The sequence below is a fragment of the Nocardia sp. NBC_00881 genome (genome assembly GCF_045207455.1).
Lineage (GTDB): Bacteria > Actinomycetota > Actinomycetes > Mycobacteriales > Mycobacteriaceae > Nocardia.
Genome location: NZ_CP108798.1, coordinates 366,900 through 381,631 on the forward strand (window position 1 = coordinate 366,900; position 14,732 = coordinate 381,631).

At 66.7% G+C, this 14,732-nt stretch carries 7 protein-coding genes and 1 pseudogene; 4 read left to right on the plus strand and 4 right to left on the minus strand.

All coding sequences use genetic code 11. The annotated features are described in order from the left end of the window. Nucleotides 1–70: 70 nt before the first annotated feature. Entirely contained in the window at nucleotides 71–6,721 is a 6,651-nt protein-coding gene (locus OH799_RS01110) for an SDR family NAD(P)-dependent oxidoreductase (protein WP_406274412.1), read from the minus strand. Between the two features lie 130 nt (nucleotides 6,722–6,851). Between OH799_RS01110 and OH799_RS01115 the strand changes: the two genes are divergently transcribed. From OH799_RS01115 to OH799_RS01125, 3 genes are all read left to right on the plus strand, one after another. Further along, the gene (locus tag OH799_RS01115) at nucleotides 6,852–7,952 is read left to right on the plus strand and encodes an AMP-binding protein (RefSeq protein ID WP_406274415.1); all 1,101 of its coding nucleotides are present in this window, start codon (nucleotides 6,852–6,854) and stop codon (nucleotides 7,950–7,952) included. Continuing rightward, a complete protein-coding gene (locus OH799_RS01120; RefSeq protein WP_406274418.1) occupies nucleotides 7,952–9,322 on the plus strand; it encodes an aldehyde dehydrogenase family protein in 1,371 nt (456 codons plus the stop codon). The genes OH799_RS01115 and OH799_RS01120 overlap by 1 nt, the downstream gene beginning before the upstream one ends. 61 nt (nucleotides 9,323–9,383) lie before the next feature. Then, nucleotides 9,384–10,340, plus strand: coding sequence for an aldo/keto reductase (locus OH799_RS01125; RefSeq protein WP_406281709.1), 957 nt, complete (start codon nucleotides 9,384–9,386; stop codon nucleotides 10,338–10,340). Between the two features lie 40 nt (nucleotides 10,341–10,380). On the opposite strand, the gene OH799_RS01130 is transcribed toward OH799_RS01125, so the two are convergent. Beyond that, the gene (locus OH799_RS01130; protein WP_406274421.1) at nucleotides 10,381–11,589 is read right to left on the minus strand and encodes a cytochrome P450; all 1,209 of its coding nucleotides are present in this window, start codon (nucleotides 11,587–11,589) and stop codon (nucleotides 10,381–10,383) included. A gap of 2 nt (nucleotides 11,590–11,591) precedes the next feature. Then, nucleotides 11,592–12,695, minus strand: coding sequence for an SDR family oxidoreductase (locus OH799_RS01135; RefSeq protein WP_406274424.1), 1,104 nt, complete (start codon nucleotides 12,693–12,695; stop codon nucleotides 11,592–11,594). A 365-nt stretch (nucleotides 12,696–13,060) separates the two neighbouring features. On the opposite strand from OH799_RS01135, the pseudogene OH799_RS01140 reads away from it, so the two are divergent. Further along, a pseudogene (locus OH799_RS01140) lies at nucleotides 13,061–13,250 on the plus strand (IS256 family transposase); the annotation flags it as partial. A 155-nt stretch (nucleotides 13,251–13,405) separates the two neighbouring features. On the opposite strand, the gene OH799_RS01145 reads toward OH799_RS01140, so the two are convergent. After that, nucleotides 13,406–14,674: a wax ester/triacylglycerol synthase domain-containing protein gene (locus OH799_RS01145; RefSeq protein WP_406274427.1), complete on the minus strand. Its 1,269-nt coding sequence runs from the start codon at nucleotides 14,672–14,674 to the stop codon at nucleotides 13,406–13,408. Nucleotides 14,675–14,732: the final 58 nt, after the last annotated feature.

The window sequence follows — 14,732 nt, forward strand, 5'->3', positions numbered from 1 at the left end:
TGTTGAACTCCCTTCGACAATGATGGCGGGGTCTGAACTGTGTTCTCGTCGGCCGCGCGCAGTCGGCCGGTCACCGGCCAGCCGATGGCTGGGAATCGGCAGCCGTGCTTCGCAGCATTTCCTTGCTCACTCGGCGTGCGAGGGCGGTGGGATCGGGATTGTCGAAGAGTGCGTCGGTGCGCAGGTGCAGGCCGGTCAGCCGATTCAGCCGGTTGCGGAGCTCCACGGTGGTGAGTGAGTCGAATCCGAGATCACGGAAAGTCTCGTCTGCGGCGATCGAGTGGCCGACGGGGTAGCCAAGGACGTCGGCTGCCTGTGTGAGAACCAGTTCGAGTACGAGACGGTCCCGCTCCGGTTCGGTGGCTCCGACGAGTTTGTCGGTCCACGAGCCCTTTTCGTGTCGGGCCGGTTCGGTGGTGGTGCCGGTCCTGCTCTCGCGCTCGGGAACGAGGTCGCGGAGTATCGGCGGCTGTTCAGCTCGGGAAGAGCGCAGGACCGACAGATCCCACCGTGCCGCGATCGTCATCGCTCTGGTGCTGTGGCGGGCCACGTCGAACATCTCGATGCCATCGGCGGCGGACAGCGGGACCATTCCGCCACGGGTGACGCGTCGGTGGCCGATCGGGTCCAGTCCGCGGCTGATCGGCGACGGTGAAGCCCACAGGCCCCATGCGACCGCGCAGGCGGGCAGTCCCGCGCCCCGGCGGTGGTAGGCCAGGGCGTCCAGAAATGTGTTGGCCGCGGCGTAATTCGCCTGACCGGCATTGCCGAAGACACCTGCGGCCGAGGAGAACAGCACGAACTCGGAAAGATCGAGATCGCGGGTCAGTTCGTGCAGGTGAAAAGCGGCGTCCAGTTTCGGACGCAGGACACGGTCCAGCCGGTCGGTATCGAGAGATTCGAGGGTGCCGTCGGCCACGATGCCTGCCGCGTGCACGACAGATCCCAGGGAGGGAATCGAGGCCAGCAGTGCGGCTACCTCTTCGCGTACCGAGACGTCGCAGGACACGATGCGAACATCGGCTCCCCGCGCGGCAAGTTCGGTCGTGAGTTCCGAGACCGACTCAGCTGTCGGTGCGTTGCGGCCGGCCAGCACCAGGCGCCGCGCACCGTGCCGGGTTACCAGGTGCCGTGCGATCTGGGCGCCGAGCGTGCCGGTGCCCCCGGTGATGAGCACAGCGCGTTCCGGATCCGGCCGTACCGGCACGGTAAGTACGACTTTGCCGGTGTGTCGCGCATTGCTGACGTAGCGGAGTGCGTCTCCGGCCTGCCGGATGTCCCAGGCGCGGACCGGCAGTGGGCCGATGGCCCCGTTATCGATCAGTGCCTGCAGCGCCCGGAAGAGGTCGGCGACTCGGTCGAGCTCGAGATCGGCGAGGTCGAACGGCCGGTAGGTGACGCCGGGATGCTCGCCGGTGACGGTGTGGGGGTCGCGGAGGTCGGTCTTACCCATTTCCAGGAATCGTCCGCCCCGTGGCAGCAGGCGCAGTGAGGCGTCGGTGAACTCCCTGGACAAGGCGTTGAGCACTACGTCGACTCCGCGTCCGTCCGTGGCCTGCCGGACGAGTTCTTCGAAGTCGAGCGTTCGCGAGGACGCGATATGCCGATCGTCGAGGCCCTGGCGGCGCAGGGCCTCCCATTTGCCTGGGCTCGCGGTAGCGAACGCTTCGGCTCCGAGATGACGGGCCAACTGCACGGCTGCCGTGCCGACACCTCCTGCGGCCGAATGGATGAGGATCGACTCGCCGGGTGTGAGATGCGCCAGATCGACCAGGGCGTGATATGCGGTGAGGAACGCGATGGGGAATCCGCCCGCCTGGGCGAACGACCAACCGGTCGGGATGTGGATCAGGCAGCGGTGATCGGCGCCGGCCTGGGTCGCGAAGGCGTCGTCGAACACGCCCATCACCCGATCGCCGACGGCGAAGGTCGTGACGTCCGAGCCCACCTCCGTCACCACTCCGGCAGCCTCTCGCCCCATGCTCGACGCGCCCGGATAGATGTCCAAGGCGACCAGCACATCGCGGAAGTTGATACCCGCTGCGCGCACGGCGATCCGCACGTGCCCTGGCGGCAGCGGTGCGAGAGGGTGGGATACGAGAGTCAGCCGGTCGAGGTCGCCAGGCTCCTCGAGGTGCAGGTGCCACGATGAGCTATCGGCGGGGGGCCTGAGTTCCGTGGTCCCGGTGTTCGCGCGTACCAGTCGCGGCACGTATAGGGTGCCGGACCGCGACGCCGACTGCGTCTGTCCGGACGCGAGCGCCGCGCTCAGCGCCGCAGGCAGGCCGGCGCCTTGGTCCACGTCCAGCAACAGGATCCGGTCGGGGTTCTCGGTCTGTGCCACACGGACCAGCCCCCAGATCGGTGCGCGGGCGAGATCCGCGACGTGATCGCCCGCGGTGATCGCTACCGCTTCGCGTGTTACCACCGCCAGGCGCGAGTCGGCGAAACTCTCATCGGCGAGCCAGGAACGAAGCAGATCCATGACGCGGGCGGTCTCGGCATGTCCCGCCTGGATCACGCTTGTGCCGTGCTCGTCCGGGCCGGCGCAGGAGACCAGCACCACCTCTGGTGCCGGTGCGTCTGCGCCCACCGCCAGGGCGAGTGTGTTCCAGTCGGGCACGGTCAGGACCGAGTGCCCGCTCGTTGCGAGAGCGGCGGTCACGCCGATCCGGTCGGTGCCCAGCACAGCGATGCTGCGTTTCGCGGAACGCAGTGCGGCGTCCGGTTCCGGGGCAGAGACCCAGTCGAGCCGGAACAGGGCCTCCGCCGTGGACTGAGCCAAGAGCCGGTGCTTCACCTCCGGATGCGGGCACAACGTGGCCTCGGCCCCCCGCGCGGGCCGCAACATGAGCGAGGCTACGTCGAGGACCGGTCGTCCGGTCTCGTCGGTCACGTGGAGCGACAACTTCATCGAATCGTTCGCATCGGGGCCATCGACCCGGATCCGGGCCCGAAGCGTGCTGGGCCGCAAGGCGCTCCGAGTGACGCCACTCCACGAGAACGGCAGCCATAATCCGGTCGGTACCGCGAATCGCGTGGCGTGCATAAGGGTGTCGAGGGTGGCGTGCATAAGGGTATCGAGGAGAGCGGGATGGATGCCGAACCCACCGACGGATACCCCCTCGGGCAGATTTGCTTCCACATATACGTCGGCATCCGAGCACCAAGCCGCTCGCAGGCCACGGAACGCAGGACCGTAGACCATTCCGCGCGCGGCGAGCTGCTGATACAGGTCGTCCACAGGTAGCGGGACCGCGTCGGGCGGGAGCCACTGCACATCGCCGGCCGGCGGTTCGGCGTCGGAACGCAGGACTCCGGTCGCATGCCGAGTCCACGGTTCGGGCTTGCCGGTATCCACTCCTGTTTCCGGCCGGGCGTAGATGGTCACCGGCCGGTCACCGTCGTAACCCGCCGCGCCGACCTCGACCTGGAGCCGAATATCGGTGTTGTCGGGCAGCAGCAGCGGTTCCTGCAGGATCAGCTCGTCGAGCCGATCGCAGCCGAGGTGGCCACCGGCGTGCAACGCCAACTCCATCAGGGCCGTTCCCGGAAGTACCGGATTGCCGCGGATGGTGTGGTCGTCGAGCCACGATGCGCCGCGGCGGGAAAGCCGGCCGTCGAAGACGTGCCCGGCGGTGCCGGCAAGCTCGACAGGTGCGGAAAGCCACGGGTGGTCGTCGGCGCCGGTCCGTGTGATGGTCCCGCCTACAGGCCAGTAGCGTTGCCGTTGGAAGGCGTAATTCGGCAGGTCGACCTTTTTCGGTCGAAGTGCGGCGAAGAGAGTGTCCCAGTGCAGGGGCACGCCGTGGACGTGGGCTCCGGCCAGAGCTGTCGCTACGGTGCGGGCCTCGGGCCGGCCGGGACGCAGGACCGGACCGAGTTGCCGAGCCTCGGGCAGGCAATCGCGGGCCAATGCGGTGAGCACCCCGTCCGGGCCGATCTCCAGATACCCGGTGACGCCGTCGGCGTCCATCCGGAGCAGCGCGTCGTAGCAGCGTACTGTGTCCCGGGCCTGTCGGACCCAGTACTCCGGGGAGCAGGCCTGCGCGGCGGTGAGGGGAGCGCCGGTGACACCCGAGATGACCGGGATCTGCGGTGCGGCGAATGTGACACTCTCGGCCACCTGCCGAAACTGTTCGAGCATGCCGTCCATGCGCGGTGAGTGGAAGGCATGGCCGACCCGCAGTAGCCGGGTTCGGCGCCCCGACGACTCCCAATAGGTGGTCTGGTCGGCTATAGCTGTGGCATCGCCCGAGAGTACGACGGACTGCGGCCCGTTGACCGCCGCGATGGCCAGGTCGAGGTGGTGCACGGCCAGTGCCTCGGCGGCTTCGCGCTCACCGGCCGCGACCGCCAGCATCGCTCCGCCGGGGGGCATCTCCTGCATCAGCCGGCCCCGCGCGGCGACGAGGGTGCACGCATCCGCCAACGACAACACGCCCGCGACATGTGCGGCGACGAGTTCGCCGACCGAGTGGCCGAACAGCACGTCCGGTCGTACTCCGGCCACCTCCAGGAGGCGCACGAGTGCCAGTTCACACGCGAACAGGGCAGGTTGGGTGAACTCGGTCCGATCGAGGAGTCCGGCGTCCGCGGACCCCGGTTCGGCGAAGAGGATCTCCAGCAGCGGCCGGTCGAGCAGCGGGTCCAGATGGGCGCAGGTCGTGTCCAGTGCGTCCGCGAATACGGGGGAGCGGTCGTACAATTCGCGTCCCATGCCTACACGCTGGGCCCCTTGGCCGGTGAACATGAACGCGATCTTCGGGTCCGGTGTCGCCGTCCCCTGTATCACACCTGGCTGCTCGTAACCCTCCTCGATCGCTTCGAGACCACGGAGGTAACCGTCCCGGTCGTCCGCGAGCACGACGGCGCGGTGCGAGAACGCCGTGCGGGTGGTGGCCAGGGCATACGCGATATCGACCATCGGGAGATCCGGGTGAGAGCGCAGGTGATCGGCGAGTCGGGCTGCCTGCGCGCGCAGTGCGGGACCGCCGCGGCCGGATACCACCCAAGGCACGGTTCCGGGCTCGGGCGCCGGACTCGGTCCGGAGCGGACCGGGCCGTCGGACGTGGCTTCCTCTTCCAGGATCACGTGTGCATTCGTCCCGCTGATTCCGAACGAGGACACCCCGGCGCGGCGTGGGCGTTCGACGCGTGGCCACGGCCGTGACTCGGTCAGTAGCGATACCCCACCGGCCGACCAGTCCAACTCCGCCGGCTGGTCGACGTGCAGCGTGCTGGGCAGCACGCCGTGGCGCATGGCCTGCACGGCCTTGATGACACCGGCGATCCCGGCAGCGGCCAGAGTGTGGGTGAGGTTCGATTTCACCGAGCCCAGCCACAGCGGCCGCTCGGGCGGCCGCTCGTGACCGTAGGTCGCCATCAGCGCTCGAGCTTCGATCGGGTCGCCCAGTTGGGTACCGGTGCCGTGGGCCTCGACCATGTCGACATCGTGCGGCCCCAGGCCGGCGTCCACCAGTGCCTGCCGGATCACCCGGCGCTGCGCGGGGCCGTGCGGTGCGGTCAGGCCATTGCTGCGGCCGTCCTGGTTGATCGCCGATCCGCGGATGACCGCGAGCACCCGATGGCCATTCCTGCGGGCGTCGGCCAGTCGTTCCACCAGCAGTACCGCTGCCCCTTCGCCCCAGGCGGTTCCGTCGGCCGCTGCGGCGAACGCCTTGCACCGGGCGTCAGGCGCCAGGCCACGTTGTTTGCTGAACTGCACGAAGGGCTTCGGAGTGCAGATCACCGACACGCCGCCCGCCACAGCCAACGAACAGTCACCCGCCCTCAGCGCCTGACCCGCCAAGTGCAGTGCCACCAGGGATGACGAGCAGGCGGTGTCCACCGTCAACGCGGGCCCCTCGAATCCGAGGGCATACGCCACGCGTCCCGAGGTGACCGCGAACGAGTCGGCGGCGCCCAGGTACGCGCCGTCCTGGCCGGGCTCATGCGACAGGCTCTCGTACCCGTGGGTGGTCATACCGAGGTATACGCCGGTCTGTGTCGCACGCAGGCTGGTCGGATCGATCCGGGCGTGCTCGATCGCTTCCCACGTCGTTTCCAGCACCAGGCGCTGCTGTGGGTCCATCGCCAGTGCCTCGCGGGGCGAGATGCCGAAGAACGCCGCGTCGAAGCGGTCGGCGTCGGCGAGAAACCCGCCGTGGCGCACGTAGCAAGTGCCTGGGCGATCCGGGTCCATGTCGAAGAGGCTGTCCAGGTCCCATCCCCGGTTGCTGGGGAATGGGGACAGGGCTGAGCGTTCTTCGGCGACCAGGCGCCACAGATCGTCGGCGGATGCCACCCCGCCGGGCAGGCGGCAACTCATCCCGACGATGGCGAGTGGCTCGTCGGACGTGACGCGATCCGGTGCGGCCGCGGTCGGTCGCGTCGGGCGCGTGGCGGCGGTCAGGACGCTCCGGAGATATTCGGCGAGTGCCCGCGGGGTCGGGTACTCGAAGACGACACTCGCTTCGATGGGCACGTCGAGCGCGTCGGACAGGAGGTTGGCCAACTGTACGCCGGCGATCGATCCGAGACCCGAGTCCCAGAACGCCCGGTCGATCGCGATGGCCTCGGCCGGAAGGTTTCCGTGCGCTCGGGCGGCTGCCTCGCGAACAAGTTCGGCGAGGCGCCGCTCGTCGTCGGCGACACCGAACCCACTGTCTCCCCGATGCTTACGATCTGAAGCAACGATTGACTCTTCGCCAGAGTTCACAGCACACTTCCTTTGTGGGCCTTTACATCACAGGTGGGTCGGCATTCGCCGGAAAGTGTTCGAATTGCGTGTCGAGGCATCATCGTATCGTGCACAGAGGCGAAAACACTTGGGATCGAAAGGAATCCGTATGCGAGGCTTCACGGACTCGGTTCTGGAACCGCCCATCGGGGAAACGCCCGACACCGAGGATTTTCTGGCTGCGGCCATGCGCTGGCATTTCTCCCCGGACACCGGGTCGAACTTCTGGCTCGACCGCGCCGTGAGGCTCGATTTCGATCCGGTACACGATGTCCGGTCCTTTGCCGATCTCCGGCGATTTCCCAACGTTGTCGACGAACTACGCACAGTGCCGGTCCAGGACCTGATTCCGCGCGGATATGGCCGCAACGCCCCGGTGTTCGGTGTCTACGAAAGCGGCGGTACGACAGGCAGTCCCAAACGCCTGGTCTTCCTGGCCGACTGGATGGACCGCGTCGTCGACTGGGCGATGCGGGACATGGACACCCGCGGTCACCCGTACGGCGTCAACTGGCTGACTCTGGTCCCGAGCGGGCCGCAACTGTTCGGCGACTGGACCGCCGAGCTGGTCCGGCGCCGGGGAGGCGTCCGTTTCTGTATCAATATGGATCCTCGCTGGGTGAAGAGGATGATCGGTGCGGGTGAATCCGCCGTCACCGACCGCTACGTCGACCATCTCATAGCGCAGAGCGCGCACGTCCTGCGCAGCCAGGACGTCGGAGTACTGGTGTGCACTCCACCCTTGCTGGAGCGGCTGTGCCGGGACGACGAGCTGGTCGAGCTGATCAACGCCAAGGTCCGGCTGATCGTCTGGGGGGGAGCGCGAATGGATCCGGATACCCGTCGGTTCCTGCGCACCGATGTGTTCCCGGGCATCGAGCTGTACGGCTACTACGGCAACGTCACGATGCTGGGCACGACGATCGAGCGCCCGGGTCCGTCCGACGACAGTCGGTGCGTCTACGACACCTTCTCTCCGCACATCACCCTCGCGGTCGTCGATCCGGAGACCGGACTACCTGTTGCATACGGCGAGCGCGGCCAGGTGATCGTGAACCACATCAGCCGGGCGATGTTGCTGCCCAACAACTCCGAGCGTGATCTCGCTGTCCGAGTCGAACCGCCGCCGGGGCGGCTCGGTGACTCGGTCGCGGACATCACATCGATGACTGCCTTCGCTGGGACCACGGTCATCGAGGGCGTGTATTGATGCCGGACCCTGTGCAGCTCGACGTGCTCGGCCCGCGCGGTGCGTTCCGTGCCGTAACCCGCCGACGCATCGACGATGTCACCGGAAGTTCGGTTGCCGAGCTGAGCCTGGCGCCGCAGGTGTTCGTGAGCCGCGCACTGTCCGCTCTGCGACAAGCGTCGGTGCCGCCGGCAGATGAGCGCATCGCCATGCTGGCGCGGGCGGGCCACCTGTTCGCGACGAGCACGCTGTGCGGGCTGTCACCTGCCGACTATCAGTGGCTGACCTGCCGGGTCAGTGGTGTGCCGATCGCCGCGGTGCGCCGCGCGACGCAATGGATACAGACCTGCGCGGAACATGTCGAACGGGCGGTGACCGATGCCTGTCCGCGAGCGGCGGCGGACAACGGCGCTCGCACCGGTTCCGAACTCGGAATCCGCCGCGTCACCTGGGCTCGGCGCGGTGACGTGCTCGCCGTCTGCGCGGCGGGTAATCACCCCGCCGTGCAATCGCAGTGGTTGGAGGCGGCGGCGCTCGGATATCGCGTCGCGGTGCGCCCCTCCTGGCAGGAACCGTTCACCCCGCACCGGCTGGTTGCCGCGCTGCGCGCGGCCGGCTTCGGGGCGGATCAGGTCAACTTGCTGCCGACCGACTCCGACGGCGTCGATGCGCTGATCCACGGCGCGGACCTGGCGGTGGTGTACGGCGCGGACCTGGCCGGTCGGTACGCGACCGACCGCACCGTCGCAGCGCACGGCGCCGGGAGGTCGAAGGTCCTGCTCGCCGGTGACGGCTGGCGTGACCATCTGGACATGGTCGTGCGGTCGGTGGCCCACGACGGTGGCACCGCCTGTGTGAATGCGACGACCGTATTGGTCGAGGGGGATCCGGCGCCGCTCGCCGAGGCCCTGGCCGCGCGGTTGGCTGAGTTGCCGAGCCTGCCGCCGCAGGACGACCGGGCAGTGCTTCCCGTGCGCTCACTGGCGAGCGCACGGGTGATCGAGCAGTACCTGCTGCGTCACGTGCAGGGCGCTCGGATATGGCTGGGTAGCGACGGAGTCGTAGACGAGCTGGGTGACGGCAGCGCTGCGCTGCGGCCGGCGGTGTTGCAAGTGGACCGGGCAGGGGCTGCGGGAATCGGTGTCGAGCTGCCCTTCCCCTGCGTGTGGGTCGCCCCGTGGTCTCGGGCAGACGGGTCGGGGCCGCTGCGGGACACACTCGTACTGACGGTGGTGACCGACGACGAGGAACTGATCGACCGGCTGGTCGTCGAGCCGTCGATCGGCAATGTACATATCGGCAGCCACCCGACATGCGCTATGGAGGCGGGTATTCCACCGGACGGATATCTCGCGGACTTCCTGATGCGCGGCAGAGTGGTGTTGCGATGACAACACGGGCGGAACACGGAGGAGGTTTTCGGTGCAAATACGCCGAATCGGTGGTCTGACCGTGGGAGCCCAGGGACTGGGGTGCGCCGGGATGAGCGAATTCTACGGGCCGACAGACGATGTCGAGTCGACCGTCACCATCCATCGGGCCCTGGACCTGGGTGTCACACTCTTCGACACGGCCGACATCTACGGCCGGGGCGGGAACGAGAAGCTGATCGGGCAGGCGCTCGCCAAGCGTCGCGACGAGGCGGTGATCGCCACCAAGTTCGGCCTGGTCCGCGCCGCGGACGGATACGCGAGGACCGTGTGTGGCGATGCCGGTTATGTGCGGCGGGCGTGCGAGGAGTCACTGCGACGTCTCGGGGTGGACCATATCGATCTGTACTACCAGCATCGCGTCGATCCGGCGGTCCCGATCGAGGAAACCGTCGCGGCGATGGCCGGGCTGGTTGCCGCGGGCAAGGTCCGGGAGCTGGGGCTGTCCGAAGCCGGTGCCGCGACGATCCGGCGGGCACACGCCGTACATCCCCTCGCCGCTGTCCAATGCGAGTGGTCGCTGTGGACCCGCGATCTGGAACAGGACGGCGTTCTGAGAACGTGCCGGGAACTCGGTGTGACCCTGGTAGCGGCCTCTCCTCTCGGCCGGGGCTTTTTGACCGGAAGATTCACTTCGGCGGCGGATTTCGAGCCACTGGACTTCCGCAGGGCAACGCAGCCGCGGTTCGCCGACGGGAACCTGGAACACAACCTGCCGATCGCTGCCCGGTTGCAGGCGCTCGCGTACCGCCACGGTGTGACAGCAGCGCAGTTGGCGCTGGCGTGGGTACACCACCGTGGTGCGAACGTGGTGGCGATCCCCGGTACCAAGCGCAGAAAGTATTTGGAGGACAATGTGATCGCGGCCGATCTCGTCTTGTCCGAATCCGAACTCGGTGACCTCTCGGCCGCGGTTCCGGCGGCCTCCGTCGCCGGAGAACGCTGCGACCCCGCGATGGCCCGGCAATTGGGCCTGTGACGGCGGCCGATCGGTGGTCTGTGACCGGGCCCGCCGCGGATCAAACGAAGGTCACCGGCAGCGATTCGAGCGAGCGAACAGACAGGTTCATCCGCCATCGAATCGGCTCACCGGTGAGCCGCACAGCGGGCGTGACGCGGCACAACTCGTCGAGCACGATCTCCGCTTCCGTCTGTGCCAGCGTCGAACCGGGACAGGTGTGTACCGAATAACCGAACGCGAGGTGCCGGTCGCTGCCGCGCCAGATGTCGAACCGATCCGGGTCCGGGAAGACCTCAGGATCCCGATTGGCTGCGCCCGCATGGAAGTACACGAGGCTACCCTTTTCGATCCGGATGCCGCGCAGGATGGTCTCGGCGGTCGTCAGGCGAGAGATTCGCTGCACGGGGCTTTCGTAACGAAGCGCTTCCTTCACAGCGCCGCGGATCAGCTCTTGATCCTGGCGCATCGCAGCGAGCTGTTCCGGATGCCGAAGCAGCAGCAGGATCCCGTTGCCGATCAGATTGCTCGTGGTCTCGAATCCGGCGAAGACCATCATCAGGCAGATCGCGACGATATCGTCATCGCTCAGCGATGGATCGCCCGCGAGTGTGCTCAGCAGATCGTGCCGCGGCTTCTCGCGCCGGGCGTGCACCATCGGACAGAGCAGGTCGCTCGTCTGTAGGACGGCTTCCATCGCGGCCTCTGCGCGGGGTAGGTAAGCCTGCGGATCCGCACCGAAGAAGTCGACAATGTCCACAGCGCAGCGCTTCAGCAATCCCACCGCGTCGTCGGGGACGCCGAGGATTCGCGATGTCACGTACAACGGCAGCGGCAAAGCCAGCTCCGCTATTATGTCCATGCCGCCGCGTTTGACTCCCTCCCACAGCAACGTCCGGGCTGTATCGCGGATCAGCCGTCGGAAGCCCGCTACGGTCGCCGGTGTCATCGCCCGCGTGATCGGGATCCGCAATCGAGCATGTTCACCGTGATCGAGCATCAACGGCCAGCGGCTCAACACCTCATACAGCGGAATGAACCGGTTCCGTTCGCCTGCGGGAAACTGCGCCAGGCGTGGGCTGATTCGATCGGCGGAGATCGACGGGGCGGCCAGCCCGTAGCGGACGTCCGTATAGCTGGTGACGATCCAGGCCTGCAGGTGTTCGCTGAAGGTCACCGGTCGATCGTTCCGCAGCCGCCCCAGGACAGGATAGGGATCGTTTCTCGCTCCAGTGGTGTGCAAGTCGTAGTCGTATGCGGCGTTGGCCATATTCAGTTCCCATCTCCGAGGCGGGGGGCCCGCGGAGCCACCGAGGCGATACCGATGCCCGCCGACAAGTAGTCGAGGTCGATGCGGACCGGTGACGCGGGTGGACCGAGTACTGACACTGTCCGGGTGTCGTCGTACCTGCGCCGATGACTCAGCATCGCTGCGGTGGGCGACCTGTCGAGGAATGTTTCGAGTGCGGTTCGTTCGGCATGCGCCGAGGATTCCATCGTCATCTGCAACGGAGCCAGAGTTTCCATGAGGTCCATCAGCACTCGCACCGAAACGTCGTGCCCGTGCACGACATGGTACGTCGCCGTACGACGGGGGTGCTCTGCGTCGGTCAGCCGGGCCAGGGTCTGCGCGGCGCGTTCCACCGGGTGGAAGTTCAAATGCCCTTGCGGGTATCCGATCACACGCACCACAGCCCGCGATGTCCCGCACAGGCGGGCAGCAGCATCTCGGATGATCTGTCCTAGGGACAACAAGGTATGCGGTGGCAGATCCGCATGTGGCGGGCGGTCGGTCACCAAGACACTGGGACGCGCCACGACCACAGCCCGGTCGTGCCGGCGAGACCAGTCCCGAACCAGCGTTTCCGCCTCGAATTTAGACTTCTCGTAAGCGTTTTCGAACCCCGCCGAACCGTCCAGTTCCGACTCGTACACGACCCCCTCGCGACGGGCTCCTGCCACGAAAGCGGTACTGACGTGACACAGCAGCGGCGGGCGTCGCCCGGCCGATACGAGCTCGAGTATGTGGCGGGTTCCGTCCACGTTGATCGGCCACAGCGATTCCAAGTCGCCGTGTAGTTCGGTGCTGGCAGCGCTGTGCCAGACGACATCCACTTCGTCGGCCAGCCGGTGGAAGGCCGTGCGGGACAACCCGAGCATCGGCAACGACACATCCGATTCGACGATGCGGATCCGCCGGGGCAGCGCATCCAGCAGCCGAGGTGGTTCGCCCACGAGTTCGAGAAACCTCGCGATACGATCCAGCGCCCCTGGATCACGGACCAGAGCGACGAGATCGTGGTGGCGAACCAATAACTCACGAACGAGGTGAAGACCAAGAAAACCGGTCGCACCAGTAACCGCAACAGAAGACATGAGGACCTTTGCTGACCGCCGGGCGAATCCCAGACTACCGGTTCTTCACTGCGGACTCGGCCGGATCGGTGCGAAAACCACCGTCCGATGCCGGTCCGAGGAGATTCGGCGCTGAGCCGGGGCCGCTGTCTCGGTCGTCCCGGGGAGCAATGATCGAAACTTGTGGACGACCGGGAGGAATGCGTTCCCGGATGCCCTGAAAGACAACGGGTTTCGATCGACGGGCGGAAAGGTACGTCCCATGCTCAAAGTAGTCGACGATGGGTCCGACTCCAATCCGGACGGCGCGCCCCCGCGGGTGTCGCCGCTGGATGAGATCGTGCGTGAGAATCCGCGGCGTGGCGGGCGTTGCGACATGACCAAGGGACATCGACAAAGCGCAACTCGCGGTGAAAGACTTCGAAATCAACTACGGCACAAAGTATCCCAAACGGTCGCAAAGATCGTCGATGATCTCGACGTGTTGCTCGAAGCCGCCCAGGCCCGCTGGCACAAGGCCAACGCCCTGAACTCGTCGCCCTCGTCCGCAACGGAGCGATGTTCCATATGGGCAAAGCTGCCCGAACGAGAATTGCAGAGGCCGGCTACACGGCGGCAAGGACATTCAGCGGCACCAGGTCGGTGCGCCAGAGGCGTCGGGGTGGTGGGCACCCTGCTTTGCCGGTTCGTCCGTACGCCGGAGACGGGGGTTGCCGCTGGACATCGCACAGTCAGCTTCGGAGCGGGCTCGCGTTCCAGGTTCGGATTGTGTCCTGCCACGTGTGGTGAATTCGGTCGAGGCCGGGAAAGCCCTTGTCCGCTCTGAAACATACTGTGGCGTAGCCCTCGTAGGTGAACGAGAGTACCGCGAGCGGAGTCCCCGCAGGGGCGCACATCACCGGGTATACAGCGGTGACGGGGCTGCCCCGAAACGCCAGACGATGACGAAGAGCGATATGTGATGCGCCGACAGGGCCACGTCGACGACCTGCGATCGTGTTCACCGTGGCGCGCGCAAGCCACATGGGCACGTGGTCGACGCCGGCACGTAGCGCTGTTCGGACGCACGGAGATTTCAATGGCATGGTCGCACGGATCGTGCCGGCTATCCGTTGCGCCGGATCGAGAGACGTTGCGGGCAGTCTGATGTGGGTAAGAGCGGTTCGGTTGCCTGGCAGGTCCACCTCCTCCGGCCGGCGGATATTGGCTGGCACCGCGAAAGCCAGGTCGCGTCGGGCGGGAATATCACTCATCGTATCCAACCAATGCGCCAGGCTGTGGGCGATGGCCGCGATGTACACATCGTTACGGGTTCCGTCGAAGGTCGCAGCGATCGATCCGAGCGCGTCGGTGGGTACACGGCTCCAGTGAAGCGTACGATCGGGCGTTGTTCGACAGTGCGGCACATTCCACTTTCTCGCCTGCCGAACGTTGCGGACGGACATCATAAGAGAACGCCCATAGTCCGCCGCCGTGGGGCGGTGCCGGGTGTAACCGTGATACACCGCTGAGGATGCCTCCGCGGGGATTTCCGGGCCGAACAGCGACTCCAGAGTGTGCAGCATGCCTCCGGCGTCCTGCAGGTAGTGGTGGGCCAGATACAGCAGTGCATACTGCCGTGGGGTACGGCCGTGGAGCAGCCACAGTCGCCAATGCGGTGCGTCGTCAGGCAATTCGGTCCTGGTCAGCTCGGCGACGACACTTTCCAAGTTTTCCTGCTCACCGGGCGCCGCACGCTCTGCCACATGAACCGCGAGATCTGGGTAACAGGAGACTGTCCACCGGGTGGCTCCCGGGGCCAGATACGAAGTCAGGGCAGGTAGTACTGGTAATCGGGCGGCAATGTGGTCCCGAAGCTCGCTCAGTTCTGGAGGTCCACCGTCCACGTGGAGGACCGCGCCGACAAGCATTTGCGTATCGGGGGAGCGGGGCAACAGCGCCCGGAATGCCCGGTCCACCGCTGCGGCGGACGCCCCGCGGACACTGCGGATCGCGACCATCGTTATCCTGCCACCCCGATCATCAGCCCGAGCCACCTTCGTAAAAGCATACGACCGG